The sequence below is a fragment of the Octadecabacter arcticus 238 genome (assembly GCF_000155735.2).
Taxonomy (GTDB): Bacteria; Pseudomonadota; Alphaproteobacteria; order Rhodobacterales; family Rhodobacteraceae; genus Octadecabacter; species Octadecabacter arcticus.
The window spans coordinates 3,047,498-3,072,971 of sequence record NC_020908.1 but is presented as its reverse complement, the minus strand read 5'-3'; the positions used below and the strand labels follow the sequence as shown (position 1 = coordinate 3,072,971).

23 protein-coding genes and 4 pseudogenes are annotated in these 25,474 nt (G+C 57.2%); 19 read left to right on the top strand and 8 right to left on the bottom strand.

Annotated features, from left to right (window positions below; translation table 11 throughout):
- Positions 1-45: 45 nt before the first annotated feature.
- Positions 46-1,068 (bottom strand): IS30 family transposase, encoded by a 1,023-nt coding sequence (locus OA238_RS15900; RefSeq protein WP_015494242.1) that lies wholly within the window; start codon positions 1,066-1,068, stop codon positions 46-48.
- 265 nt (positions 1,069-1,333) lie between these two features.
- On the opposite strand from OA238_RS15900, the gene OA238_RS15895 reads away from it, so the two are divergent.
- Complete coding sequence (locus OA238_RS15895) at positions 1,334-2,503, top strand: ISAs1-like element ISOan1 family transposase (RefSeq protein ID WP_076611402.1); 1,170 nt, start codon at positions 1,334-1,336, stop codon at positions 2,501-2,503.
- Here OA238_RS15895 and OA238_RS15890 read toward each other — a convergent pair.
- A pseudogene (locus tag OA238_RS15890) lies at positions 2,493-3,203 on the bottom strand (IS110 family transposase); the annotation flags it as partial. The gene OA238_RS15895 and the pseudogene OA238_RS15890 overlap by 11 nt on opposite strands.
- Before the next feature lie 90 nt (positions 3,204-3,293).
- On the opposite strand from OA238_RS15890, the gene OA238_RS30360 reads away from it, so the two are divergent.
- A protein-coding gene (locus tag OA238_RS30360) for an IS630 family transposase (RefSeq protein ID WP_085982740.1) occupies positions 3,294-4,357 on the top strand; the annotation gives its coding sequence in 2 pieces (ribosomal slippage) (positions 3,294-3,783 and positions 3,783-4,357; 1,065 coding nt in all).
- A gap of 13 nt (positions 4,358-4,370) precedes the next feature.
- Here the strand turns inward: OA238_RS30360 and OA238_RS15875 are convergent.
- Positions 4,371-4,916, bottom strand: a pseudogene (locus OA238_RS15875) (IS110 family transposase); the annotation flags it as partial.
- A 137-nt stretch (positions 4,917-5,053) separates the two neighbouring features.
- Between OA238_RS15875 and OA238_RS31865 the strand changes: the two are divergent.
- Together OA238_RS31865 and OA238_RS15865 are read left to right on the top strand one after the other, a co-directional pair.
- Positions 5,054-5,233: pseudogene (locus OA238_RS31865) on the top strand (integrase core domain-containing protein); the annotation flags it as partial.
- A 158-nt stretch (positions 5,234-5,391) separates the two neighbouring features.
- A pseudogene (locus tag OA238_RS15865) lies at positions 5,392-6,364 on the top strand (IS110 family RNA-guided transposase).
- Positions 6,365-6,666: 302 nt separating this feature from the next.
- Here OA238_RS15865 and OA238_RS15860 read toward each other — a convergent pair.
- The 4 genes from OA238_RS15860 to glmU are packed head-to-tail and all read right to left on the bottom strand — an operon-like array spanning position 6,667 to position 11,225.
- Entirely contained in the window at positions 6,667-7,311 is a 645-nt protein-coding gene (locus OA238_RS15860; protein WP_015495960.1) for a nucleoside/nucleotide kinase family protein, read from the bottom strand.
- A gap of 58 nt (positions 7,312-7,369) precedes the next feature.
- Positions 7,370-8,056 (bottom strand): DNA alkylation repair protein, encoded by a 687-nt coding sequence (locus OA238_RS15855; RefSeq protein WP_015495959.1) that lies wholly within the window; start codon positions 8,054-8,056, stop codon positions 7,370-7,372.
- On the bottom strand, positions 8,053-9,870 hold the full coding sequence (gene glmS / locus OA238_RS15850) for a glutamine--fructose-6-phosphate transaminase (isomerizing) (protein ID WP_015495958.1): 1,818 nt from the start codon (positions 9,868-9,870) through the stop codon (positions 8,053-8,055). The genes OA238_RS15855 and glmS overlap by 4 nt, the downstream gene beginning before the upstream one ends.
- Before the next feature lie 2 nt (positions 9,871-9,872).
- The gene (glmU, locus tag OA238_RS15845; RefSeq protein WP_015495957.1) at positions 9,873-11,225 is read right to left on the bottom strand and encodes a bifunctional UDP-N-acetylglucosamine diphosphorylase/glucosamine-1-phosphate N-acetyltransferase GlmU; all 1,353 of its coding nucleotides are present in this window, start codon (positions 11,223-11,225) and stop codon (positions 9,873-9,875) included.
- A 132-nt stretch (positions 11,226-11,357) separates the two neighbouring features.
- Here glmU and OA238_RS15840 point away from each other — a divergent pair, with 132 nt between their 5' ends.
- Entirely contained in the window at positions 11,358-12,026 is a 669-nt protein-coding gene (locus tag OA238_RS15840) for an HAD-IA family hydrolase (RefSeq protein ID WP_015495956.1), read from the top strand.
- 41 nt (positions 12,027-12,067) lie between these two features.
- Positions 12,068-13,282, top strand: a complete 1,215-nt coding sequence (locus tag OA238_RS15835) for a DegT/DnrJ/EryC1/StrS family aminotransferase (RefSeq protein WP_015495955.1) — start codon at positions 12,068-12,070, stop codon at positions 13,280-13,282.
- 21 nt (positions 13,283-13,303) lie between these two features.
- On the opposite strand, the gene OA238_RS15830 is transcribed toward OA238_RS15835, so the two are convergent.
- Positions 13,304-13,960 carry a S24 family peptidase gene (locus OA238_RS15830; protein WP_015495954.1) on the bottom strand — a complete coding sequence of 219 codons (657 nt, stop codon included), beginning with the start codon at positions 13,958-13,960 and terminating at the stop codon, positions 13,304-13,306.
- A 330-nt stretch (positions 13,961-14,290) separates the two neighbouring features.
- Here OA238_RS15830 and OA238_RS15825 point away from each other — a divergent pair, with 330 nt between their 5' ends.
- The 13 genes from OA238_RS15825 to OA238_RS15765 all read left to right on the top strand — a co-directional run bounded on the left by OA238_RS15825 (position 14,291) and on the right by OA238_RS15765 (position 25,455).
- On the top strand, positions 14,291-15,454 hold the full coding sequence (locus OA238_RS15825) for an isovaleryl-CoA dehydrogenase (protein WP_015495953.1): 1,164 nt from the start codon (positions 14,291-14,293) through the stop codon (positions 15,452-15,454).
- A gap of 76 nt (positions 15,455-15,530) precedes the next feature.
- Positions 15,531-16,037 carry a hypothetical protein gene (locus OA238_RS15820; protein WP_044036976.1) on the top strand — a complete coding sequence of 169 codons (507 nt, stop codon included), beginning with the start codon at positions 15,531-15,533 and terminating at the stop codon, positions 16,035-16,037.
- A gap of 82 nt (positions 16,038-16,119) precedes the next feature.
- Positions 16,120-16,644, top strand: a complete 525-nt coding sequence (locus OA238_RS15815; protein ID WP_015495951.1) for a lysozyme inhibitor LprI family protein — start codon at positions 16,120-16,122, stop codon at positions 16,642-16,644.
- Positions 16,641-18,212 (top strand): carboxyl transferase domain-containing protein, encoded by a 1,572-nt coding sequence (locus tag OA238_RS15810; protein ID WP_015495950.1) that lies wholly within the window; start codon positions 16,641-16,643, stop codon positions 18,210-18,212. The genes OA238_RS15815 and OA238_RS15810 overlap by 4 nt, the downstream gene beginning before the upstream one ends.
- Positions 18,213-18,239: 27 nt before the next feature.
- Positions 18,240-18,713 (top strand): hypothetical protein, encoded by a 474-nt coding sequence (locus tag OA238_RS15805; RefSeq protein WP_015495949.1) that lies wholly within the window; start codon positions 18,240-18,242, stop codon positions 18,711-18,713.
- Positions 18,713-20,647 (top strand): acetyl/propionyl/methylcrotonyl-CoA carboxylase subunit alpha, encoded by a 1,935-nt coding sequence (locus tag OA238_RS15800; protein WP_015495948.1) that lies wholly within the window; start codon positions 18,713-18,715, stop codon positions 20,645-20,647. The genes OA238_RS15805 and OA238_RS15800 overlap by 1 nt, the downstream gene beginning before the upstream one ends.
- The gene (locus OA238_RS15795) at positions 20,631-21,494 is read left to right on the top strand and encodes a hydroxymethylglutaryl-CoA lyase (RefSeq protein WP_015495947.1); all 864 of its coding nucleotides are present in this window, start codon (positions 20,631-20,633) and stop codon (positions 21,492-21,494) included. The genes OA238_RS15800 and OA238_RS15795 overlap by 17 nt, the downstream gene beginning before the upstream one ends.
- Positions 21,487-22,266: a crotonase/enoyl-CoA hydratase family protein gene (locus tag OA238_RS15790; protein WP_015495946.1), complete on the top strand. Its 780-nt coding sequence runs from the start codon at positions 21,487-21,489 to the stop codon at positions 22,264-22,266. The genes OA238_RS15795 and OA238_RS15790 overlap by 8 nt, the downstream gene beginning before the upstream one ends.
- Before the next feature lie 202 nt (positions 22,267-22,468).
- Entirely contained in the window at positions 22,469-22,834 is a 366-nt protein-coding gene (locus OA238_RS15785) for an NADH-quinone oxidoreductase subunit A (RefSeq protein WP_044036974.1), read from the top strand.
- The gene (locus OA238_RS15780; protein ID WP_015495944.1) at positions 22,825-23,358 is read left to right on the top strand and encodes a NuoB/complex I 20 kDa subunit family protein; all 534 of its coding nucleotides are present in this window, start codon (positions 22,825-22,827) and stop codon (positions 23,356-23,358) included. The genes OA238_RS15785 and OA238_RS15780 overlap by 10 nt, the downstream gene beginning before the upstream one ends.
- Before the next feature lie 5 nt (positions 23,359-23,363).
- Positions 23,364-24,011: an NADH-quinone oxidoreductase subunit C gene (locus tag OA238_RS15775; RefSeq protein WP_015495943.1), complete on the top strand. Its 648-nt coding sequence runs from the start codon at positions 23,364-23,366 to the stop codon at positions 24,009-24,011.
- Positions 24,008-24,211 carry a hypothetical protein gene (locus OA238_RS15770; RefSeq protein ID WP_245581329.1) on the top strand — a complete coding sequence of 68 codons (204 nt, stop codon included), beginning with the start codon at positions 24,008-24,010 and terminating at the stop codon, positions 24,209-24,211. The genes OA238_RS15775 and OA238_RS15770 overlap by 4 nt, the downstream gene beginning before the upstream one ends.
- On the top strand, positions 24,208-25,455 hold the full coding sequence (locus OA238_RS15765) for an NADH-quinone oxidoreductase subunit D (protein WP_015495942.1): 1,248 nt from the start codon (positions 24,208-24,210) through the stop codon (positions 25,453-25,455). The genes OA238_RS15770 and OA238_RS15765 overlap by 4 nt, the downstream gene beginning before the upstream one ends.
- Positions 25,456-25,474 lie beyond the last annotated feature (19 nt).

The window sequence follows — 25,474 nt, the reverse complement described above, 5'->3', positions numbered from 1 at the left end:
TTTGGTCAACGACAGTCTCTCCCATAACAAACACAGAGCTTGGATTCAAACATCAAGTGCAACGGTTGATTTGAAGGCCGCGATTTCGTCGGCCATGGCTTCAGCGGGTGTTCTCCATCCGAGAGTTTTTCTCGGACGGTTGTTCATCAGGTTTGCAACGTCGTTCAGCCATGTTTGGCTTGCACCGTTCAGGTCAGTTCCTTTGGGCATGTACTGACGCAGCAGTCCGTTGGTGTTCTCGTTGCTGCCACGCTGCCAAGGCGCATGCGGATCGCAGAACCAGATATCGATCTTCAACCGTCTGGCGAGTTCGGGGTGGCAGGCCATTTCGGAGCCGCGGTCGTAGGTCATGCTCTTGCGCAAAGCAGCGGGTAGTCGTCTCATCTGGCGGGTGAAGCTGTCGAGCGCGGCCTCGGCCCCATTGCCGTCCATTTTGCAAAGAATGACAAAGCGTGTCTTGCGCTCGACCAAGGTCCCCACTGACGAGCGATTGAATGCGCCCTTGATGAGGTCGCCCTCCCAATGGCCTGGTACCAGTCGCGCTTCGATCTCTTCAGGGCGGTTGATAATGCGCAATGATTCCGGGACCATAGCACTGCCCGCCGCTGTCCTGCGCTTGAGCCCACGCTTAGGCTTCGCTTGACGCAACGCCTCGATCATCGCCGCCTTCAGCCCACCACGTGGCTGCGCGTAAATCGCGGCATAGATGGTCTCATGGCTCACATGGGCGGATGGATCATCAGGCTTCATGAGACGCAGTCTCTGCGCAATCTGCTCAGGCGACCAGTGCAGATGTACGAGCTTGCCATGAACGAAACGATTAAGATCGCTCCCCTCCACAAGCTTGCGCTTGCGGCGGCAGCGCGCACGCCGGGCATCATAGGCCTGCCGCGCCGCTTGCGGGCAATAGCTGCCGTCTTCCTGCCGACCTCGCGCCAGCTCACGGCAGATCGTGCTCGCCGGGCGATGCAAAAGCTGGCCGATCAACCGCTGACTGCTGCCCCTATTATGCTCGGCTAATATCACGCCACGGTCCTCGCTGCTGAGGTGCTTGCTTCGTATGTCCATCACAACATCCTATGCCCAAAGGGCTCTGAGTGTTGCATTTGAAACTTGAGCCTAAGGAGTACGCTATTGCGGCTCTCACCGTCCTTAAGACGAGATCATTGGGTCGCTAACACAGAAGGCCTGAACATTATCTACGAGGTCAGTTGCCTGCCTCCACGGCCCTTACAGAGAAAGGTCCTTCTGCGATCGATCACCCCTCAAAGAAGGGGCAGGGCAATCGCATGAACAATAACGATGACAAATGTTGTAGAGGCTGATTCGATGGGTGATCTTCACTGGTTTAACGAGGTCATATGCCATGCCAAACCCAAGTTCACCTGAGGTCCATCCCATTGAATTTCTTACGCATTTTTCAGAGATAAGCGATTCACGTCAAGAGGTTAAAGTGACTTACCCTTTGCCGGAAATACTCCTCTTAACCCTATGCGCTGTTTTGTCAGGTGCCAATGACTGGACGGCCATCTCGATATATGGGACCAAGAAACTGGGCTTTTTGAAGCGTTTTCTACCTTTTGCAGACGGGACACCGTCCCATGACCAACTTGGAAACATCTTTGCGGCCTTGGATGCCGAGGCGTTTCAGGCCTGTTTTATCGACTGGGTGGCCTCCCTTAACAAGACGGTGACTGGAGTGGTCGCGATTGATGGGAAAACCTCTCGCCGCAGCCTGGATAAAGCTGGCGGCAAGGCCGCAATTCACATGATCTCGGCCTGGAGTTCGGAATGGAATCTGACGCTGGCGCAACGGCAGGTGGACGGCAAGTCCAACGAGATAACGGCCATACCAGAACTGTTGGAACTGCTCACCCTGAAGGGGGCTATTGTCACCATCGACGCTATGGGATGCCAACGCGAAATCGCCGCGAAGATCATCTCCAAAGAAGCAGACTACATCCTCGCTTTGAAGGGTAATCAGGGCAGCCTACGCAAGGACACAGAATTATTCATGACGGAACAGGCGGCCGTAGATTATGACGACACAACAGTCACTTACCACGAAACGGTAGAGAAGTCTCATGGCCGTATCGAAACAAGGAGGGTCACAGTGTGCACGGATATTGACTGGCTTAAAGCGGACCACAATTGGCCCGGTTTGAAAAGCATCGTTATGGTCCAGTACCACGCCATCCTGCAGGATAAAACGCGCGCCGAAACCCGCTATTACATTTCATCAATGACATCAGATGCTGAACATCACGCCAAAGCCATCCGTGACCACTGGGGAATAGAAAACGGGCTGCATTGGGTCATGGACATGGTGTTTCGCGACGATGAATGCCGTATCCGAAATGGCAATGCTCCAGCCAATTTTACGACCATAAAACACGTTGCAAGCAACATGCTGCGCTCCGTAAAGGGGAAGCATAGCCTGCGATCAAAGCGCCACATTGCATCATGGGATGATGATTTCCTCGCCGAAATAATTAACACCTAAATCTCATGCGATTCCCCTGAAAGAAGGGGCGATAGGGTTTGCCATTTTTAATGATCCCGTGAACTGTGCGGGCTATTTTGGCGGCGATTGCGGTATACGCTTTGCGGCGCAAATGTGTGTTGTGGCGATCCTTCGTGATGTAGCGTTCAAACTTGTAGCGGAAGCTGTTGGCGCGTTGCAGAATGGCTACCTGTCCAGCCATCCAGAGGGTGCGGCGCAGACGGGCATTTCCGTATTTTGATAGCTTGGTTTGGCCACGGAAAGTGCCAGACTGGATGGTCGCGAGGTCCATGCCACAGAACTTCAGGAACTGCCGGTGATGGACGAAGCGGCGTAGGTCACCAGCTTCCGCCAGGATGGTCAGAGCATTGATGGGTCCTATCCCGGGGATTGATGTCAGCAGTTGATAGTCTGGAAGGTCTTTGAGAAGCGCGACGGCGCGATCTTCGATTTGATTGCGTTGCGCGATGAGACTGCGACCTTCCCCGAGAACAAGACGGAACATACTTATAGCATCAGAATCTAGGGCAACTGGTAACCCCACTGATACTTTGGAGGTCTCGTAAATATCTGCGAGCAAACGTTCTTTTGCGACCTTGCGGCCCACAACGTCCCAAGCGTCAGCGGTAAATGCGTCCTTGCTCATGGCCGAGATAAAGTGTGGTGACGGATAGCGTTCAAGGAAAGCAAAGAACCAGTCATACCAGCGGCCAGAATATCTGACTCATTTATTTGGTTTTAATTTTTGGCAAACTCTGAATCAATATTCTCCATAGATTGGGAGGTGCTCATGGGTGGAGCCATAAAAATTACGCGCACGGATATGTCTGCGAAAGATTTGCGCCGTGCGGCAAAGCGAACCAAGGATGGGCGGGTTGTACGGCGACTACTGGCCATAGCGCTGGTGCTTGATGGGGTGGATCGTGAAACGGCTGCCCGCAGCAGTGGTATGGATCGACAAACACTTCGGGATTGGGCGCATCGCTTTAACGCAGAAGGCATTGAGGGGTTATCGGATCGGAATGGCAAGGGGGCAAAACCACGGTTGTCGCCCAAGCAACAGGCGCAATTTGTGGCGTGGGTGGAGGCCGGGCCCGACCCAGTAAAAGATGGCGTAGTACGATGGCGTTGTGTCGACTTGCAGGCTCGTGTTGAAGAGGAGTTCGACGTGAAACTGCATGTGCGTACGATTGGGAAATATCTAACCAAGCATGGCTTTCGCCGCCTGTCTGTGCGTCCAGAGCATCCGAAAACTGATCGCGAAGCGCAGCAGGCTTTTAAAAAAACTTTGCGAGCCTCGTAAACGATACTCTGCCAGAACATGCAAAGGGGAAGCCTCTTGAAGTATGGTTCCAAGATGAAGCCCGCGTTGGACAACAGGGGACACTCACCCGTAAATGGGCCAAGCGTGGAACTCGCCCGCGCGCACCCCGTGATATACGCTTCAAATGGAGTTATATCTTTGGTGCCGCTTGTCCCGCACGTGGTACCGCCGCAGGTCTCGTCCTGCCCTACGTCAACGCCGAGGCTATGGGGCTGCATCTTGATGAGATCGCAAAAGCTGTCGCACCCGGCTCACATGCCTTGCTGATTGTTGATGGGGCGGGGTGGCATGGCGCAAAATGTTTGCAGGTGCCAGATAAAATTACGCTCGTTAAGCTGCCACCGTATTCACCCGAACTGAACCCCATGGAAAACGTCTGGGCTTATCTGCGAGCTAATAAACTCGCAATCACAGTTTTCGACACCTATGACGAAATACTCGACAAATGTGCACAAGCTTGGAACTTCTTTGCGAACGACCCAGAGCGAATAAGTTCAATCACAGATCGAGAATGGGCAAGGGTCACTTAATTCGGCCGTTGGTATCACTGCGTAAACTGAGATGGAAACGGTCAGCTTCTGGAAAATACAACGGTAGATAATGCGTCAGAACCCGATGCCACAACTCGGTTTTCGACTTGGAAACGATATCGTGGGTCTTGGATAATTCCTGAATGTCATTTGTCCCACGCACCAGCGGGTCGTGGTAGAACTGCTCATTCCCAATCTCCATCATGTGGAGAATGACCTGAGCGTCCTTGGGGTCGTTCTTATCCCAACTATTGTGGAGAGCTTCCCTAGTTCGCGCCAAAGCAACTGACGATACCAGCTTCACTTCAAAACCTGCGGTTGTCAGATGATAAGCCAAGGCGCGGTGGTAATTACCGGTTGCTTCAAAAGCTGCGCGCACTGGGCGGCCGTAGTCCTTTAACGCGGTGATGAGGCGGGTGAAGTCAGCAAGTTCGTTTAAAACAGTTAAGCGACGGCGGCGCTTCTTGCCTGGAACAGCAATCAAAACCTCATGCCGCGCTTTGGCGATGTCGATAGCCACCAAAACAGGTGTGTTCTGTGTAATTGTAATCACGGTCATAGTAGGTCTCCTTTGCGGTGTGGTTTGTGCAAAACCACTGTAGAGACCTGAGGCACGGTTATGACCACCTGCTGCGCTATTTGAGGGCTGCGCAGGTGGTCATAACCTCTAAACTAGCATCATTCCGAAGGTGTTATGGGCCAGAATATGTAAGCGGCAAGCTCATTGAATGGGCCTGCAAGCACCACATAACGCTCAGCTAAATTCAGCCGGGGAAGCCGCAACAGAACGCATATATCGAGCGATACAATCGAACTGTGCGCCCCTCTTGTCTTATGATTTTGGCAGTTTCTATGCGAAGCTGGAACAGCTGCGCAGCACGTCATTTATGCCAGGCAGCGGCGGAGGTTGGGCCGTTCCCCTCTTGGTTGTTGAGGACCGTCGCTGAGTAAGGTCACCTCCGTCTTTTTTTTGAAACCTGAACGGATACTTGGGCTTTGGGCCCGCATGACAAGACAAGGTTAGGAAGAGACACATGGAAGATACCATTGGGATCGACATTTCGAATGACACATTGGACGCTTATTGGTTGTCCTCGCGAGAGCACAGGCAGTTTTGAAATGACAAAGCTGGCGCTAAAGCACTCGCATTTTGGGCGAGAAAAACAGAAGTTTCCCGCGTCATTTTTGAAGCAACAGGCATTTATCACAGGTGCATCGAAACGGGCTTGGCTCAACACGGGATCAGCTTTGCACGGGTCAATCCGCGTCAGGCCCGCCGGTTCTGCGAAGGTGAGCGATTTGGTCGCCATCGGTTCAAGACTAATCGCGAACGGCCGGCTGGCCAAAACGGACCGGGTGGACGCTGCGCTATTAGCCAAAATGGGCGCACTTCTGGAATTGAGAGCAGACCAACCCAAAAGCGAAACACTTCATGATCTCAAGCAGCTGGCAACAGCCAGGCTGGCATTGATCAAGGACCGGACCGCAGCAAAGGCACGACTTGCCGCAACGACGCACGTCCTGCCTTCCCAGCAGATCAAACGACGTCTGAAACAGATCGAACGTGACTTGTCGCAAGTTACCGAGGCAATCGATGCCATCGTTGCGGCAGACAAAGATCTCGCTGCACGCGCCGAGATTCTTACAAGCATTCCGGGCATCGCAAAGGTAACAGCCTGTGCGATATTAACCGAAATGCCCGAACTCGGACATTTGAGTGGCAAGAAAGCAGCGGCGCTGGCGGGCCTTGCACCCATATCGAGGCAATCGGGAAAGTGGCAAGGCAAGGAACGCATCCAGGGCGGTCGCGCCAGCGTCAGGCGCGCAGTCTATCTGCCAGCGGTTGTTGCTACACGCTTCAATCCAGACATGAAGGCAAAATACGAACATCTGATATCGACTGGGAAATGCAAGAAGCTGGCGATCACAGCCGTTATGCGAAAGCTGATTGTCACCGCAAATACCCTTCTACGGGATCAGCGAAAATGGGGCGAATATCCAGCTTGACCAATACGGATACTCATCGTTTGCAGGCAAACCACTGCCGGGCACAGGCAAACCACTGCCGGGCAACGGACCGCCCCAACCAACATGGGCATCGGCGGCATCACTCGGGGCTTCGCCCGTTTGGGGCGGAAACGATCCACTGGATTGTTTCTATATCGCCCTCACCCCGCCATGAAATTGAACCAGTACCAAATGGCCGCGTAGTTCTAGTTTCAAACAGCCCCATAAATGGGGGGGTACCGGTCCGCTAAACATACGCCTTAGGCGCGATACTACAACCGCGCCCGCGTCAGGCGCCCGCGTCAGGCGAGCGTGCCGTCCGGCGCAAGCGTCAGCGTCGCAGGCAGGGCATGATCCAACACACTTTGCGCGTTCGGCACATCGTTGTTTGTGGCGCGCCGCGTCGCGGCTGTGCGGCTTAACCCATGGCCCAGCCACCGTTGAATCAGCCGCGCGCGCAGCTCTTCTATGGGTACATCAAGGCGCACTGACAGCGTCCAGAGCGGCGCCAAATTGAACCAAGGTGCCTCGTCATATAGCAGATAATTGCCCTCAACGATGATCACCTCGGCGCTGGCGGGAACGATCCGCGCGCCCGCAATTGAAATGTCGCGGGTGCGATCAAAAGTCGGAACTGCCACGTCGACGCGTTCCTTCAGGCGGCGCACCATATGCACGAACCCAGCGCCATCAAACGTCTGTGGCGCGCCCTTGCGGTTAAGTTGGCCACGTTCCTCAAGCACCTGATTGTCCAGATGAAACCCGTCTTGTGGCACCACCACGGTCTGACACTTTTGTGCATTCAGCCGCCGCGCCAGTTCCTCCGCCAGCGTGGTTTTCCCACTGGCTGGCGGGCCCGCAATCGCGACCAAAACGCGCGCAGGACCCGAGCGAAGCGGCTGGATGCGTTCGGCCAGAAGATTGACTTGAGGGGTCAGATTGATCACGTCGACGGCTCCTTGAGGGTTATCTTGTATGGTACACACACGTCGCAGCAAGCGGGTGCTAGCGCGGTGGCAAATTTCTGCTCGCGTCTTTGCGCAGCGACGGTTTCATCTTATCGCCATGGGCGTCCAAAAACGTCCAGACCCGTGGCGCATCGTGGCGACCCAATTCGCGCAACCACCATGCCACGGACTTTTGAATGAACCACGCTTGGTCATTGGTGTATTCCGCCGCCCAGCCCAAAATGCGTTCGCGGGCGGCCAGTTCGTCCGGCTTGGGATTGTTCATTTTCGTCCACGGCAAGGTGATGACCATCGCGGCACGCTTGGTCCACATATGATCTGACGTGATCCAGCCCTCAACGACGCCCAGCCGCGACGGATCCGCAAGCAACCGGCGCGCGCCCGCACCGCAAACGTGATCGGCAATCGCCCAAGTATCAAATTGTGGCACCCACGACATGATCAACGCCCACGCGGCTTCATCGGGATTGATCCGCGCCTGCATCAATAATTTTGCCGCCGCGACGCGGGCTTCGTGAACGTTGCTGTCCCAAAGGTCAGCCGCCAGCGCCAACCTGTCGTCAACCGACAAGTCCGCCCGCCAGGTTTTGACCGCCGCATCAATCGCGGGGTTAGGTACGCCAAAATAGACCCGCTCGGCCTTATGGTAGGATTTCATTTCAACCGCTTTTTGCACATCGCCTTGGATTTGCAGAACGGCAATCGCGTCTTCAATAGGGATCATTCAACTGTTACCGATTTGGCCAAATTGCGCGGCTGATCCACGTCGGTGCCTTTGGCGACCGCCGTATGATAGGCCAACAATTGGGCTGGGATTGCATAAAGGATAGGGGCGACGAAGGGGGCAACCTCGGGCATCAGGATCGTGTCCCACACCCCCGGTCCAGCCTCTTTGGCACCCTGTTTGTCTGTGATCAACAACACCTTGCCACCGCGCGCCATGACTTCTTGCATGTTGGAAATCGTCTTTTCGAACAGCGCATCGCGCGGGGCCATGACGATGACTGGTACGTGTTTGTCCACCAGTGCAATTGGTCCGTGCTTCAGTTCGCCTGATGCATAAGCTTCGGCGTGTATGTAGCTGATTTCTTTCAATTTTAGTGCACCCTCGTGGGCCAGTGCGTACATCGGTCCGCGCCCCAGAAACAGGATGTCTCGTGCCTCTGCCAGTTTGCGCGACACGGCTTTGGTGCGCTCGCCAAGGGCCAAAGCATGGCTCATCAAGCCGGGGACAGACTTCACCTGCTCTAACGCCTCGGCCACTTCATCGGGGTTCATGTGTCCGCGATCTTGCGCCGCCTTGATCGCCAAAATTGCCAGCACTGTCAGCTGGCAGGTGAACGCTTTTGTTGACGCCACGCCGATCTCGATGCCCGCCAAAATCGGCAGCGGCAAATCGCTTTCGCGGGCGATTGAACTTTCGGGAACATTCACCACCGACACGATCTTGTCGACCTTGCCTTGGCAATATCGCAACGCGGCCAATGTATCGGCGGTCTCACCGGATTGGCTGACGAACAACGCCGCGGTGCCTTTCGGGATCGGTGGTTCGCGGTAGCGGAATTCGGATGCAACATCGATCTCGACGGGCAGGCGGGCAATCTGTTCAAACCAGTATTTCGCCACGAGGCAGGCATAGAAGGCCGTGCCGCAAGCCACCATTGTCAGGTGATCAATCTGTGCAAAATCCAATCCTGGATCGGGCAACATGATCTTGCCGTCCTGAATATAGTAGCCCAATGCATTGGTCAGCACCGACGGTTGTTCGGCGATTTCTTTCGCCATGAAATGCTTGTGCCCGCCTTTGTCGACCGACGCGGTATCAATCTTGATTGTGCGCATGTCGCGGTTGGCGATCCGGCCCTCGCCGTCGCGAATTTCCAACGATGTTCGCGTAATCACGGCCCAGTCACCTTCGTCGAGGTAGGTGACTTTGTCGGTCATTGGCGCCAGTGCAATCGCGTCCGATCCGACGAACATTTCACCATCCCCGTGCCCGATTGCCAGCGGTGATCCTTTGCGCGCCGCGATCATCAGGTCGTCTTCGCCCTCAAACAGAAAACACAGCGCGTAGGCCCCCATCAGGCGCGCAATTGTCTGTTCTGCCGCGTCGCGTGGGCTAAGGCCTTGATCTAGATAGCTTTGTGCCAAAAGTGCGACAGTTTCCGTATCGGTGTCGGTCTCATAGTGGATGCCTTTGGTGGCCAACTCTTCGCGCAGCTCGCGGAAGTTTTCAATAATGCCGTTGTGAACCACAGCCACACGTCTGGTCTGGTGTGGATGGGCATTGTTCACATTGGGTTCGCCGTGGGTCGCCCAACGGGTGTGCCCGATGCCGGATTTTCCTGCCAGTGGTTCATGCACCAGTAGATCCTGTAAATTTATCAGTTTACCCACCGCACGGCGGCGATCCAGAACGCCAGCGTTCAAGGTTGCAATTCCAGCGCTGTCATAGCCGCGGTATTCCAGCCGTTTCAGCGCTTCCACAAGGATAGGCGCCGCTTCGTGCCGCCCTAGGATACCTACAATTCCACACATTTTCAGGGCTCCTTAGCGGCACTTGCCGTATTGGACTTGAACTTTTGCAACATTCGTCGCGCAAATCCCGGTTTATTCTCTTGACGCGCACGGCCCACCGCCATGTCGCCTTCTGGTACGTTTTTCGTGACGATTGTACCTGTGGCGGTCATGCTCTCATCGCCCAAAGTTACAGGTGCCACCAGCATTGTGTTGGACCCCACGAACACATCCGCGCCAATCGTGGTCCGATGCTTGGACACGCCGTCATAGTTGCAGGTAATCGTGCCAGCGCCGATGTTGGACCGCTCGCCCACATGGGCATCGCCGATATAGCTCAGGTGGTTAACCTTCGCGCCCGCCTCAATCACCGCGTTCTTGATTTCCACAAAATTGCCGACCTTAACGTTCTCCGCCAGTTCTGTTCCGGGACGCAGCCGCGCGTAGGGGCCGACGACGCTGCCGCGCGACACATGACACCCCTCAAGATGACTGAACGCGCGGATCGTGGCGTTGTTTTCGACCGTAACACCGACCGCAAAAACCACGTTTGGTTCCACGACCGTATCCGACCCGATGTAGGTATCATGGCTGAAATAGACCGTGTCGGGCGCGTGCAATGACACGCCGTTCGCCATGGCGTCTTTGCGGGCGCGAACTTGAAATGCCGCCTCTGCTGCCGCGAGGTCGGCGCGCGAATTGATGCCCATGGTTTCGGCCTCTTCGCAGCGCACAACTGTTGCAGACAAGCCTTTGGCGCGCGCGATACCGATGATGTCGGTCAGGTAATATTCACCCGCCGCGTTATCGTCTGAAACAGCGTCCAACAGATCAAAAATAACATCTGCCTTGGCCGAGATAACACCAGAGTTACAAAGGTTTATCATGCGTTCTTCATCTGTTGCATCTTTGAATTCAATGATCCGCTCCAACGCATCACCGTCCATCATCAGCCGCCCGTAGCGACCTGGATCGGCGGCTTGAAACCCCAGTACAACCACGTCCGCAGTAGCCCCGGCGGTCAACATCGAGTCCAGGGTTTCGGATTGAATAAACGGCGTATCTCCGTACAGGATAATGACGTCGCCGCTAAAATCTGCCAAGGCATCTTTGGCCTGCTTGACCGCATGAGCAGTGCCCAGCTGGTCTTGCTGAACCACGACAATTGCGTCTTCGTCATATGCCAGTGTAGCCGCGCCAACGGCCTCGGCCCCGTGGCCCGCGACAACGACTGTCCGTTCGGGTTCAAGGTTGGATCCAGACCTCATCGCGTGGACCAGTAAAGACCCACCAGCGACCTCGTGCAGAACTTTGGGTACGTCGGACATCATCCGAGTGCCTTTTCCTGCGGCTAAAATAATCAAAGCGACTGCCATTGCGCCCACCTGTGTTGTTTTTTCCCTACATACGCGCAAGGGCTGATTCCGCAAGGGCGCGACCTGCTTGGGGGCTTCACATCCCATGTCGCTGGGTTACAGATGTCGCCAAAGCAAGCTTAGGAAACATGTATGAAAACGGTTATCTTCGATCTCGACGGCACATTGGCCGACACATCCCAAGATCTGATTGCGGCGGCCAACGTCTGTTTCAAGGGTCTTGGGCTCGGCGCGCTGCTTGATCCGGCTAAGGACGCGGGCACGGCGTTGCGCGGCGGGCGGGCGATGCTGACGTTGGGGTTCAGCCGTGTCGATGGCTTTGGCGAACCTGACATTGCCGGCCAGTATCAGGTTCTGTTGGACGCTTATGCCAAAGACATTGACCACCATACAGTGATGTATCCCGGTGCGATGGACGCGGTTGAGGCCCTGAAAATGCGCGGGTACGGTGTCGGGATCGCCACCAACAAACCCGAAGGTCTGGCCGAAGACCTGCTGCGGCGTCTTGGCGTCCGGGGTGCATTTGCCTCCTTGGTCGGCGCCGATACGCTTATGGTCAAAAAGCCGGACCCCGAACATCTGTTCGAAGCGGCGCGGCGCGCGGGTGGCATTGCGGCGCTGACCTGCTTGGTGGGCGACACCGCGACGGACCGCAACACTGCAAAAGCCGCAGGCGTGCCATCGATCCTTGTGACGTTCGGCCCGTCTGGTGAAAACATGGCCGCCCTCAACCCCGAAGCGCTGCTGGAACGCTACGAAGATTTGCCCGCAATCGTGGATCGCCTGATGGGTGCGGCGTAATCGCCATTGACGGGTCGGCGACCTAGACGCACAAACAGATCATGAACAAGATTTTAACCGACGTCTTTCGTGGCAGCTTTACCCAGCAGGAACCGATCCCGCAGGCGGGCATCGACGCAGCATTGGCGGTGCTCAACCACGGGCGTCTGCATCGCTACAACACATCGGGCGATGAAATCGCCGAGGCCGCGTTGCTGGAAGAAGAATTTGCCAGCCTTACAGGGGCGAAATATTGCCTTGCTGTGGCGTCGGGCGGGTACGCAATGACCACTGCGTTGCGGGCGTGCGGCATTGGACACGGCGACACCGTGTTGACCAACGCGTTCACCCTCGCGCCCGTTCCTGGTGCCATTGCCGCGGTCGGGGCCACGCCGATCTTTGTGGGTGTGACCGAAGATTTGGTGATTGATCTGGATGACTTGGCTGCAAAACTGGACCAGTCGTCGGTGTTGCTGTTGTCGCATATGCGCGGCCATATCTGTGACATGGATGCGCTGATGGCTCTGTGTGACGCGGCCCAAGTCACTGTCATCGAAGACTGCGCCCACACCATGGGGGCCGATTGGAACGGCATACCTTCTGGTCGCTTTGGCAAATTCGGCTGCTATTCCACCCAGACCTATAAACACGTCAATTCCGGAGAGGGCGGCTTGCTGATCAGCGATGATGCCGACGGCATGGCCCGCGCCATCATGTTGTCGGGCAGCTACATGCTGTTTGACCGCCACCGTGCGGCCCCACCACCCGAGGCGTTCGCCCAGATCAAATACGAGACCCCCAATATTTCAGGCCGGATGGACAATCTGCGGGCAGCGATCCTGCGCCCGCAACTGGCTGACCTGCAAACACAATGCGACCGTTGGAATGCTCTGTACCGCTCTCTGGAAACCGGCTTGCGCGACACGGCTGGTTTGAAACTGATTGACCGACCCGCAACCGAAGGCTTCGTTGCGTCCTCGTTCCAGTTTCTGCTTCTGGATTGGCCGCCCGCGTCCGTGCAAGACGTGATCGCGCGCTGCCGTGCGCGCGGCGTTGAACTGAAATGGTTCGGCGGCGCAGAGCCGAGCGGTTTCACATCGCGCTATGACAGTTGGCGCTATGCCCCCTCAGATCGCATGCCGAAAAGTGATCGTATTTTAGCGGGGATCATCGATATGCGCTTGCCGCTGACGTTTTCCACCGATGATTGCAGCCAGATCGCGCGGATCATCCGCGCGCAGGTCAGCGCAGTTTGGCAAAACCAAGTATCTGATTGATCACAGGGGTTGGTGGGCGATTCACACGACTTTGCCCAACACCTTAAGGGTGCGCAATTCGGCGTCTTTGAAAACCTGCACGGGCTGGTTGGGTTTGTCGCCCTTCAGCACAAGCATGTTCGGGGACGGGCGCTGGATGCGGGCAAACACGTAGCGGCCTTTTAGTGCCAAAGCCCAAATGCCGTCGTCGTGCAGGTCTACATCTGATGTGTCTAGCAGGGCCAACGCACCGATCGTCAGTGTCGGGATCATGTCATCAGTCACCACCGGTAGAAACGCCAGCGTCTCGGCCACAAGGGTGCTGGCCGTCAGCCATTGGCGCGCCAGCGCCACAGGCGCGGTGCCACGAAAATTGGGCAGGGCGGCGCTGTGATAAGGGATCGGCAGAAATCCCATCTCAAGCGCCTCTTGGCGCGCTGTCGCGGCGGCCAGCGGTTCGATTGTGCGCTCGGCAAACCCAGCTGGCAGATGAACCACGGTCTGCGTGCGGGCATCGCCGAAATAGAATTCCAGATCCAAAACGTCTGCCAACTGTTTCAAGGCATGTGCGTTGAACCGTTTGGGGTTGCCGGTTTTGTTGCGCATGTTCTTGATAAGGGACGGGTTCCCCACGGCCAGTCGTGACGCAGCAGCGGCCGACAAGCCTTTGCGCAAAAGCGCGGCGTCTATGATACTCATTAAATCTTTCACCAATGACCAAAAGCCTAATTTTTTCGCTTGGGCAATGCTGTTTCTAAACGAACATATACTTTTGGCCAGTTTTGGCCAGTTTTGGCCAGAGGCACAGAGGCCGCGATATGTGCAAAGACATCAATCATGGCGCCACTTACGGCAGGATCGGAAAATATCTGGTTAATGCGTCCTTGGAATTGGCATTAACATCGCAGTCTTGTCTTGGCCGAAACATCTACGTCGCCATATAGCGCCTAGTTTCGGGTCCGCAGGATTGACGCGGGACCCGCCGTAGGGCATGTTATTGAACAAGCGTTCAATAAATTTGGAAATGTCATGTTTACTGCCTCTATGACCTTTGATCTTGGTGACGATGTGAACGCCCTGCGTGACATGGTGCATGCATGGGCGCAGGCACACTTGAAACCGATGGCCGCGCAAATTGATCGTGACAACCTGTTCCCACCCGCACTTTGGCGCGACATGGGTGATCTTGGTTTGCTCGGCGTGACGGTGGATGAAACATACGGCGGCGCGGGGATGTCTTACCTCGCCCATACCGTCGCGGTCGAAGAAATCGCGCGCGCATCGGCGTCTGTGGCGCTGTCCTACGGGGCGCATTCAAACCTGTGCGTCAACCAGATCAAACTGAACGGAACCGACGCGCAAAAGGCGACATATCTGCCGCGCCTTGTCTCAGGTGAACATGTCGGCGCACTGGCAATGTCTGAATCCGGTGCCGGATCGGACGTCGTGTCCATGTCCCTCAAGGCGGAACGCCGAAACGATCGCTACATCCTCAATGGCACCAAATACTGGATCACCAATGGCGCGGAAGCCGACACGCTGGTCGTCTACGCCAAAACCGATCCGGCGGCGGGCTCAAAGGGCATAACGGCGTTCCTGATCGAAAAGTCCATGATGGGCTTCACCACATCGCCGCATTTCGACAAGCTGGGAATGCGCGGGTCCAATACGGCAGAACTGGTCTTTGACGACGTAGAGGTGCCATTTGATAACGTGCTTGGCGAAGAGGGACGCGGCGTGCGTGTTTTGATGTCCGGCCTTGACTACGAACGGGTTGTGTTGGCGGGCATTGGCCTTGGCATCGTGGCGGCTTGTCTGGACGAAGTGATGCCCTACATCGCACAGCGCAAACAATTCGGCGAACCGATTGGAAATTTCCAACTGATGCAGGGCAAGGTGGCGGACATGTACACGGCGCTAAATTCCGCGCGCGCCTACGTCTATGAGGTCGCCAAGGCCTGCGACAAAGGCACCGTCACCCGCGCGGACGCCGCCGCCTGCTGTCTGTACGCATCAGAACAGGCGATGGTGCAGGCGCATCAAGCCGTGCAAGCCTTTGGCGGGGCGGGCTTCATGGCCGACGCCCCCGTCGCGCGCCTGTTTCGCGACGCGAAACTGATGGAAATCGGCGCGGGCACATCCGAAATCAGGCGCATGTTGATCGGGCGTGAATTGATGGGGGCAATGACGTGACATTGACCAATGCCGCATCGGTGTGCCAATGGTCCTAGCGCTTTACCGCAGTCTATACGGGCTCAAATGCCCGCCAATGCCACCCGCCACGGCAGGCGCCCCACTGCGCGGCGTTGCCACTGCTGTGGCGCTCAGCTGTCTGGCAACAACGGGCCACGCACAGGCCGCATCACCCCTTAAGGGTGACATCACCGCATTCGAGGCCTGCTTCATCCAACTGATGATCGAAAACCCCGACAACCCGATGTTGGACATGATTGGCCCTATCGTCTGCGGCGAACGCCACATTCCTATCACCCAGTCGTGTGACGCGCTGGGCTACACGCTGTTTGATCGCCGCGCCGTATGTAAGACCGACGACCTCGTGTTTTGGCAGTCCCAAGTCACCCACCGCGCCGAGGCCGCAATCGCTCAAGGGCGCAACGGTACAGGCGGACTTTATGATGACGGCCTGACCCTGTGTGACGACGTCGCGGCCGCAAGCGATGATCCGATTGATTGCCTGATCGAAATCCACTGGCGCACCGCGCTGGAATTTGTTGCCGCTGATCTGGTTGCCGACTTGACAGGAGAAGAGCAATGAAATCCTCCCTTATCGGCCCGGCCTCAGCCGCCTGCAAAATGCATCAGGCAGCCCAGCAACTTCTGTTCTTGGAGGACCACCTATGATCCGTGCCCTGACCCTGTCGATGGTGCTCGCCCCCCTCAGCGCCCACGCCGAACTGCAACCCGCCGTGGTCGAATTGATGCCCCATATGGATGTCACAGCCGCCTGTTTTGACGGGGCCGAAGACAGCAACGCGGCGGCAGCCTGCGTCGGGCAGGGGTCCGGCCTCTGCATGGCATCCGAAACCGACGGGCAAACCACTGTTGGCATGATGTTTTGCACGCTGGCCGAATATGAGGCGTGGGACCGCCTGCTCAACCGCGATTATGGCCCGATAATGGACGGACTGCAGGCGATGGACGACCAAGATGTGGAATTTTTCCCCGAATTTGCCAACCGCGCCGACAGTTTGCGCGACGCACAACGCGCTTGGATCCCGCTGCGCGACACCCAGTGCGCGTTGGAATATGCCATGTGGGGGGCCGGATCGATGCGCCAGATTGCAGGCGCATCCTGCCTGCTCGATCTCACGGCCAAACGCGTGATATACCTGCGTTTCTTGGGTGAAGGCATGCGCGGATGACGCAAACTGTATTCCACGCGGCCCATGTCGCAGCACTTGACCTGGTCCGCGATGCCGCAGCCCATGCAGCCGCAGGTGGTGGTGAAAAATCCCGCGCCCGCCACGTGTCGCGCGGCAAAATGCTGCCCCGCGACCGCGTCGCAAACCTGCTCGATGTCGGTTCGCCATTCCTTGAAATCGGCGCCACTGCGGGCCACGGCATGTATGATGGTGCGGCCCCCTGCGGTGGTGTGATCGCGGGCATCGGGTTGATCCACGGCCGCCAAGTCATGGTGGTCTGCAACGACGCCACCGTCAAAGGCGGGACTTACTATCCGATCACGGTGAAAAAGCATCTGCGCGCACAGGAAATCGCTGAACAATGCCGCTTGCCCTGTGTTTATCTGGTGGATTCAGGCGGCGCGAACCTGCCAAACCAAGACGAAGTGTTCCCTGACCGTGACCACTTTGGCCGCATCTTTTACAACCAAGCCCGCATGTCCGCCGCTGGCATCCCGCAAATTGCCGCCGTTATGGGCAGCTGCACCGCTGGCGGTGCCTATGTGCCAGCCATGGCCGATGTGTCCGTGATCGTGCGCGACCAAGGCACGATTTTCCTCGCGGGGCCACCACTGGTCAAAGCCGCGACAGGCGAAATCGTGTCCGCCGAAGACTTGGGCGGCGGCGACGTCCACACGCGACTGTCCGGCGTTGCCGACTACCTCGCAGAAGACGACGCGCACGCGCTGGCCCTCGTGCGCCAAATTGTACAAAACACTCAATCCGGATCTGGGGCGGCGTACAAACCAAGCAAATTTAACGGACCAGCCAAGTCTGAACAGGATTTTTTCAACCTTATCCCGTCTGACCTCAAGACCCCGTTCGACATACGTGAAATCATCTTTCGCATTGTCGATGGGTCCGAATTTGATGAATTCAAAGCCCGCTTTGGCGAAACCCTCGTCACTGGGTTCGCGATGATCGAAGGCATGCGTGTCGGCATCATCGCCAACAATGGGGTGCTGTTTTCTGAAGCCGCCCAAAAAGGCGCGCATTTCATAGAGCTTTGTTCAAAAAGAAAAACACCACTCGTCTTCCTGCAAAACATCACCGGATTCATGGTCGGGCGGCAATACGAAAACGAAGGCATCGCCCGTCACGGCGCCAAGATGGTGACAGCCGTGGCGACCACATCGGTCCCCAAAATCACCATGATCGTCGGCGGTAGTTTCGGTGCGGGAAATTATGGCATGTCCGGCAGGGCTTACAGCCCGAACTTTATCTGGACATGGCCCACATCGCGCACCGCCGTCATGGGCGGTGAACAGGCCGCAGGCGTGCTCGCATCGGTCAAACGCGACGCCATGGATCGCGCTGGTGCGGATTGGTCAGACACCCAAGAAAAGCAATACAAACAACCTGTTATTGATCAATTTGAAGAACAATCGCATCCGCTTTACGCCTCTGCGCGGCTTTGGGATGATGGCATTATTGATCCGCGCGACAGCCGTGCTATCCTCGCCATGTCCCTTCGCGCCGCCCTGAACGCACCCATTGAGGACACACAGTTTGGCGTGTTCCGCATGTAATTTCGATACAATATCAAAGGCAAACCAATGACCGACAAGAAGAAACGCGGCGATTTTTATTCTGGCATCCCATGGGTGTCGGTGTCGCCAGAACAGGCCCGCGCCCATCCCAAGGGCGCACTCGGCCCACTGCTGTGGGTGATCGTCGCCTATTTTATTGCCATCGCAGTGCTGCGGCTCACCCTGTCACTGTACTACGGCGCAGGCCCGATAATCGCGCTATTTAACTGCATTTTTCCATTTCTCGTCGGCCTAGGTCTGGCGTTTCGATCCCCTTGGGCGGTTATTTTCGCAGCAATTTCAGCGGGTTTGACAGTCTTTGCCTTGGTGCGTGGATTGGGCGGGGACGGCAACCTCATCACGTTGTTTGAAACCCTCGCGAATGTTGGGATCTTGTTTTATCTGGTCGACGCGGACCGACCGAACCTGATTTACCGCCACCGCTATCGCAAATATTCAGTTGCGGACGCGGGCCCAGACGCAGACGCAGGCGACGCCTGATGATCACAAAACTACTCATCGCGAACAGAGGCGAGATCGCGTGCCGGATCATGGCAACCGCGCAATCCCGTGGCATCGCCTGCGTCGCGGTCTATTCCGACGCTGACGCACAGGCGCGCCACGTGCGCCTCGCGGATCAAGCAGTCCACATTGGCGGCGCGTCCCCGACCGACAGCTATCTGCGCGGAGATCGGATCATTCAAGCCGCGCAAAACACCGGCGCTGACGCGATCCACCCCGGCTACGGATTTCTCTCCGAAAACCCCGACTTCGTCGACGCCGTCACCGCCGCAGGGTTGATTTTCGTTGGACCCAGCGGCGACGCGATCCGCGCAATGGGCCTCAAAGATCGCGCTAAGGCCTTGATGATAAAGGCAGGTGTTCCCGTCGTGCCGGGCTATCATGGCGCCGATCAGAACGATGATCTGCTGCGCGATGAGGCCACCAAAATCGGCTATCCGGTGATGATCAAGGCCGTCGCAGGGGGTGGCGGTAAGGGCATGCGGCTGGCCGAAACGGCGCTGGAATTTGACGACCAACTCGCCTCTGCGCGCGCCGAAAGCCGGACAGCCTTTTGCAATGATGCTGTGTTGATTGAGAAATTTGTCACCGCGCCGCGCCACATAGAAGTGCAGATTTTTGGCGATGGTACGCAGGCTATTCACCTGTTTGAACGTGACTGTTCGCTGCAACGTCGCCATCAAAAAGTCATCGAAGAAGCCCCGGCGCCGAGGATGAGCGACGCGGTGCGATCCGCCATGGGTGCGGCGGCGGTGAAAGCCGCAGAAGCCATTGGGTACAGCGGCGCGGGCACGGTTGAATTCATCGTCGACGGGTCCGGCCCGCTGCGTACCGACGGGTTTTGGTTTATGGAAATGAACACCCGCCTGCAGGTCGAACACCCCGTCACAGAAGCCATCATCGGCATCGATCTGGTGGATTGGCAGTTGCGCGTGGCGGCTGGGGAACCCCTGCCAATGCGCCAAGAAGACGTAAAAAGTCAAGGCCATGCGTTCGAAGCACGGCTCTACGCCGAAGACGCCACGCAGGGCTTTTTGCCCGCCATTGGCCGTCTAACCCATCTGACATTCCCCGACATTGTCCGCGCCGATACTGGTGTTGAGGCGGGCGATGAAATCACCCCGCATTATGACCCGATGATCGCGAAAGTGATCGTTCACGGACCTGACCGCGCGGCGGCACTTGCGATGTTGATCAATGGCCTCGCGGCCACGCAGGTCGCGGGCACGGTGACAAATTTGGGCTTTCTGACCGCCCTCGCAAGCGGTGCGGACTTCGCGGCGGGGCACGTGGATACGGGCCTGATCGCACGGCATCTGGACAGCCTCACCGCCGCGCCAGTTCCCACGCCAGCCGATCTGGCGCAGGCCGCCCTCGCGCTCAGTGGTGTTATGGCGCGGCAAGGTGGCGCGACCGGATTTGCGCTGCACGCGCCGCTGACGTGGTCCATTGACCTTGGCGACAGCACCGTTCTGCTTACGGTTCACAAATCGGATCATGTGACCTGCGATGTAGCAGGGCAGGCGGTGGACGCCCAAAGGCTGGGCAATATCTGGCGGTTTGACGGGCAAAAGGCACGCCCACAACATCTGTCGGGGCGGGTCGTGACGCTGTTTGGTGCGGCGCCAATGACATTCACCCAGCCCGACCCGCTGGATCGCATCAGTGCGGGACAGGGCGGCGACACCGTGCTGACCCCGATGCCTGGCCTGTTGCGTGATATCTTCGTGGCCGTCGGCGATGACGTGCAAGAAGGCGACCGACTTGCGGTGCTTGAAGCGATGAAAATGGAACATGTGTTGTGCGCGCCGCGTGCGGGCAAAATTTCTGCTATCCACGCCGTTTCCGGCAGCCAAGTGCAGGCCGGTATCGCGCTGATATCGTTGGAGGTTATAGATGCCCCAAAAGATTGAACTGTTTGAGGTCGGGCCCCGCGACGGGTTGCAAAACGAACCCCGCGATATCCCTGTGGCGGAAAAAATCGCACTCGTCGATATGCTCTCGACGTCTGGCTTGCATCACATCGAATGTGCCAGTTTCGTCAGCCCCAAATGGGTGCCGCAGATGGCGGGCAGTGCGCAGGTCTTGGCAGGGATTAAGCGCGCCGGCAACGTCCGCTACACCGCACTCACCCCCAACTTGCGCGGGTTTAGCGACGCGATCGCAGCACATGCGGATGAAGTCGCGGTCTTCGCCTCAGCGTCTGAGGGGTTTTCGCGCGCCAATCTGAACGCCAGCATCGCGCAAAGCCTGACCCGCTACCGTGACATCGCACAGGCGGCGAAAGCGGCCAACATCCCCGTGCGCGGCTATGTGTCCTGCGTCGTTGCTTGCCCGTTTGATGGCCCAACGGACCCCGCGCAGGTGGCGTATGTCGTGGGCCAATTGCGCGACATGGGGTGTTATGCAGTCAGTCTTGGCGACACCATCGGTGCAGGGACGCCTGACAGCATCCAAACCATGCTCGGCGCGGTTCTAGATGTGGCACCAGCGCAGGTTCTGGCGGGGCATTACCATGACACGGGCGGGCGCGCTTTGGCCAATATAGACGCGTCAATCGCCCTTGGCCTGCGGGTGTTTGACACATCTGTGGGGGGTCTTGGCGGCTGCCCCTATGCGCCCGGCGCGTCTGGCAACGTCGCGACAGAAACCACCGCCCGCCACTTGGCAGCACAAGGCTTTGACACAGGGCTTGATTTGGCCGTCATCGACGCCGCCGCAAAACTGGCGCGCACAATGCGAGGGACCAATGATGTTTGAAACAATTACCCTGATCACCGACAAACGCGGTGTCGCGACATTGACGCTCAACCGGCCCGAAAAACACAATGCCATGTCGGGTCAGATGATTGATGAATTGACACAGGCCGCGGCAGGTCTTGACGCGGACGCAGCAGTGCGCGTCGTGGTTATCACAGGGCAGGGGCGTAGTTTTTGCGCTGGCGGTGATCTCGCTTGGATGAAGGCGCAAATGGCCGCCGACAGCGCCCCCCGCGCGGCTGAGGCGCGCAAACTTGCCGATATGCTCGGCGCGCTGAACGCACTGTCCAAACCGCTGATCGCGCGGGTGCAGGGTGCGGCGTTTGGCGGCGGTGTCGGCCTGTGCTGTGTGTCTGACAAAGTTTTCGCCGTGAACACCGCGATGTTCGGGCTGACGGAAACCAAACTCGGCCTTATTCCCGCAACCATCGGCCCCTACGTGGTGGCACGCATGGGCGGCGGCAACGCGCGGCAGGTGTTCATGTCCAGCCGCCCGTTTGACGCGGTTGACGCACAGCGCCTTGGCATCGTGTCCAACCTCACCACGGCGCAAGACCTTGACGCGGAATTGGAATTAGAAATCATCGCCTACCTGAAATGCGCCCCCGCCGCTGTGGCTGAAGCCAAAGCCATGGTGCTTTCTTTGGGCGGCGCACCCACCAAAACCACCATCGATGCGTCGATCAAAGCACTGGTGACCCGCTGGGAACACCCAGAGGCAAATCAGGGCATCATCGCGTTTTTTGACAAGACCGCGCCGCCTTGGGAATAGCTTGGGGTTAGCGTTGGCCTAGCTTTGTTTTGGATGTGGGGCCTGCTTTAGCCGCATCTCGCGCGCGAAAATCAGACCCTCAGCGGCAATTCGCCCCCATATCACAGCGATCCGCCCGTTGACCCCCCCACGCGTCGGCGATAAACGCGGGGATGACACAGGGTGTGCCAACGTGCGCCCGCCAAAGTTGGAGTGACCGCGCGTGGACGAGATGCTCAGAGAATACCTGCCAATCATCATTTTTCTCGGGCTGGCCATCGTGCTCGGTGCCGTGCTGATCCTTGCTGCGGTCATTTTGGCTGTGCGCAATCCAGATCCCGAAAAAGTATCCGCCTACGAATGCGGATTCAACGCGTTCGATGATGCGCGAATGAAATTCGATGTGCGCTTCTATCTTGTTTCAATCTTGTTCATCATTTTTGATCTGGAAATCGCGTTTCTGTTCCCATGGGCCGTAGCGTTCGGGGACATTTCGATGGCGGCGTTCTGGTCGATGATGGTGTTCTTGGCCGTGCTGACCGTCGGCTTTGCATACGAATGGAAAAAAGGGGCCCTCGAATGGGAGTAGCTGTTGGCGATAACACCGCTGGGGTTGACCGCGATGTCGCAACTCAAGACCTCAACAAGGAACTGACGGACAAGGGATTTCTTGTCACGTCGTCCGCCGATCTGATCAACTGGGCCCGCACCGGCTCGCTGCATTGGATGACCTTTGGGTTGGCCTGTTGCGCGGTTGAAATGATGCACACCTCTATGCCGCGCTATGACGCCGAACGTTTTGGCATCGCGCCGCGCGCAAGCCCGCGCCAGTCCGATGTGATGATTGTGGCCGGAACCCTGACCAACAAAATGGCCCCCGCACTGCGCAAAGTCTACGACCAGATGCCTGAACCACGCTACGTGATTTCCATGGGCAGCTGCGCGAACGGTGGTGGCTATTATCACTATTCCTATTCTGTGGTGCGCGGTTGTGATCGCATCGTGCCCGTGGACATCTACGTCCCCGGTTGCCCCCCCACGGCTGAGGCGCTGCTGTACGGCATCCTGCAACTGCAACGCAAAATGCGTCGCACCGGAACAATTGTAAGGTAATCGATATGTCAGATGCCCGCGCCCAAGCCAAAGTCGAAGACCTGAACGAACTTGGCCAACACATTGAACTCAAACGCCCCGACTGCGTGCTGTCATGGGACGTCACGGGCGGAGAGCTGACAGTGAATGTCGCGCCCGCCAACCTTGCGGGGTTCATCGAATTCCTAAAGGTTGACACCGCGTGCAAATTCTCGTCGTTGGTTGATATCACCGCCGTCGACTACCCTGGCCGCGATAAACGCTTTGATGTGGTCTATCATTTCCTGTCGATGTACCAAAATCACCGCATCCGTCTGCGTGTCAAAGTGCGCGAAGACGAAATGGTTGCGTCGATCACCGACGTGCATCCATCCGCCAACTGGTTTGAACGCGAAGTGTTCGACATGTTCGGCCTCATCTTCAAAGGCCACCCCGACCTGCGCCGCATCCTCACCGACTACGGCTTTCGCGGCTACCCGTTGCGCAAAGATTTCCCCACATCCGGCTACACAGAAGTCCGCTACGACGAAGTGCAAAAACGCGTCGTCTACGAACCCATTTCGCTGGTCCAAGAATACCGCCAATTCGATTTCATGTCCCCATGGGAAGGCGCGCAATACATCCTTCCGGGTGATGACAAGGCCGATGAGAAAAAGAAGGAGGGGGCGAAATGATGATGGGTATGCAATTCGGCGGCACTGGCCTGCTGATGATGGTGATCATCGCGATCGCACTGGTGTTTCCGTTCTGGAAACTTCTGCCACGCTTCGGCTTTCCCGCATGGCTCGCGGTTTTTGCGATCATTCCCTTGGGCGCGTTGATCCTGCTTTGGATTTTGGCGCTTAGCGATAGACCTGTGAAGGGGGCGAAATGATGGACGGTGATATTCGAACGAACACCTACGACGACGGGTCCACCGATGCTGCGACCGGCGAGCAGAAGATCCGCAATTTCAACATCAACTTCGGCCCGCAGCACCCTGCGGCGCACGGGGTTTTGCGCCTTGTCCTAGAACTGGACGGTGAGGTCGTAGAACGTTGCGATCCCCACATCGGCCTGCTCCACCGCGGCACCGAAAAGTTGATGGAATCGCGCACCTACCTGCAAAACCTGCCGTATTTTGACCGCCTCGATTACGTGTCCCCGATGAATCAAGAACACGCTTGGTGTCTGGCGATTGAAAAGCTGACAGGCACCGTGGTGCCACGTCGCGCCTCGCTGATCCGCGTGCTGTTCTGTGAAATCGGCCGTGTGCTGAACCACCTGATGAACGTCACCACACAGGCGATGGACGTCGGCGCGTTGACCCCGCCGGTCTGGGGCTTTGAGGAACGCGAACAACTGATGGTGTTTAGCGAACGTGCGTGCGGCGCGCGCCTTCATGCTGCGTATTTCCGCCCCGGTGGTGTGCACCAAGACCTGCCCGCTGGCCTTATTGAAGATATTGAGGCATGGGCAGACCAGTTCATGACCAAATTCATGGTCGACGTGGACGGCTTGCTGACCGAAAATCGCATTTTCAAACAGCGCAATGTCGACATCGGCATCATCAATGAACAAGACATCCTTGATTGGGGTTTTTCTGGCGTCATGGCGCGCGGCTCTGGCCTCGCGTGGGATCTGCGCCGCGCACAGCCCTATGAATGTTATGACGAATTCGAATTCCAGATTCCGGTCGGCAAGAATGGCGATTGTTATGACCGCTACCTGTGCCGCATGGAAGAAATGCGTCAATCCGTGTCGATCATCCGCCAAGCAATTGTAAAGCTTCGCGAACCAGACGGGCAGGGCCCGATCATGGCGCGTGGTAAGCTGACCCCGCCAACCCGTGGCGAGATGAAAACCTCCATGGAGGCTTTGATCCATCACTTCAAACTCTACACCGAAGGCTTCCATGTGCCCGTTGGCGAAACCTATGCCTGCGTCGAAGCACCGAAAGGCGAATTCGGTGTGTTCCTCGTGGCCGACGGTTCAAACAAACCCTACCGCGCAAAAATCCGCGCGCCGGGGTTCTTGCACCTTCAAGCGATGGATTTCATGGCAACAAAACACCAGCTCGCAGACGTGGCCGCAATCATCGGCTCGCTCGATGTTGTGTTCGGGGAGATTGACCGATGATCGCGTTGACTGTCGTACC

What these genes read in the sequence shown, in the direction of transcription:
- OA238_RS15900 (WP_015494242.1), bottom strand. Translation starts at nt 1,068, where the DNA reads ATGGACATACGAAGCAAGCACCTCAGCAGCGAGGACCGTGGCGTGATA.
- OA238_RS15855 (WP_015495959.1), bottom strand. Translation starts at nt 8,056, where the DNA reads ATGATCCCTATTGAAGACGCGATTGCCGTTCTGCAAATCCAAGGCGAT.
- glmS (WP_015495958.1), bottom strand. Translation starts at nt 9,870, where the DNA reads ATGTGTGGAATTGTAGGTATCCTAGGGCGGCACGAAGCGGCGCCTATC.
- glmU (WP_015495957.1), bottom strand. Translation starts at nt 11,225, where the DNA reads ATGGCAGTCGCTTTGATTATTTTAGCCGCAGGAAAAGGCACTCGGATG.
- OA238_RS15840 (WP_015495956.1), top strand. Translation starts at nt 11,358, where the DNA reads ATGAAAACGGTTATCTTCGATCTCGACGGCACATTGGCCGACACATCC.
- OA238_RS15835 (WP_015495955.1), top strand. Translation starts at nt 12,068, where the DNA reads ATGAACAAGATTTTAACCGACGTCTTTCGTGGCAGCTTTACCCAGCAG.
- OA238_RS15830 (WP_015495954.1), bottom strand. Translation starts at nt 13,960, where the DNA reads ATGAGTATCATAGACGCCGCGCTTTTGCGCAAAGGCTTGTCGGCCGCT.
- OA238_RS15825 (WP_015495953.1), top strand. Translation starts at nt 14,291, where the DNA reads ATGTTTACTGCCTCTATGACCTTTGATCTTGGTGACGATGTGAACGCC.
- OA238_RS15820 (WP_044036976.1), top strand. Translation starts at nt 15,531, where the DNA reads ATGCCACCCGCCACGGCAGGCGCCCCACTGCGCGGCGTTGCCACTGCT.
- OA238_RS15815 (WP_015495951.1), top strand. Translation starts at nt 16,120, where the DNA reads ATGATCCGTGCCCTGACCCTGTCGATGGTGCTCGCCCCCCTCAGCGCC.
- OA238_RS15810 (WP_015495950.1), top strand. Translation starts at nt 16,641, where the DNA reads ATGACGCAAACTGTATTCCACGCGGCCCATGTCGCAGCACTTGACCTG.
- OA238_RS15805 (WP_015495949.1), top strand. Translation starts at nt 18,240, where the DNA reads ATGACCGACAAGAAGAAACGCGGCGATTTTTATTCTGGCATCCCATGG.
- OA238_RS15800 (WP_015495948.1), top strand. Translation starts at nt 18,713, where the DNA reads ATGATCACAAAACTACTCATCGCGAACAGAGGCGAGATCGCGTGCCGG.
- OA238_RS15795 (WP_015495947.1), top strand. Translation starts at nt 20,631, where the DNA reads ATGCCCCAAAAGATTGAACTGTTTGAGGTCGGGCCCCGCGACGGGTTG.
- OA238_RS15790 (WP_015495946.1), top strand. Translation starts at nt 21,487, where the DNA reads ATGTTTGAAACAATTACCCTGATCACCGACAAACGCGGTGTCGCGACA.
- OA238_RS15780 (WP_015495944.1), top strand. Translation starts at nt 22,825, where the DNA reads ATGGGAGTAGCTGTTGGCGATAACACCGCTGGGGTTGACCGCGATGTC.
- OA238_RS15775 (WP_015495943.1), top strand. Translation starts at nt 23,364, where the DNA reads ATGTCAGATGCCCGCGCCCAAGCCAAAGTCGAAGACCTGAACGAACTT.
- OA238_RS15770 (WP_245581329.1), top strand. Translation starts at nt 24,008, where the DNA reads ATGATGATGGGTATGCAATTCGGCGGCACTGGCCTGCTGATGATGGTG.
- OA238_RS15765 (WP_015495942.1), top strand. Translation starts at nt 24,208, where the DNA reads ATGATGGACGGTGATATTCGAACGAACACCTACGACGACGGGTCCACC.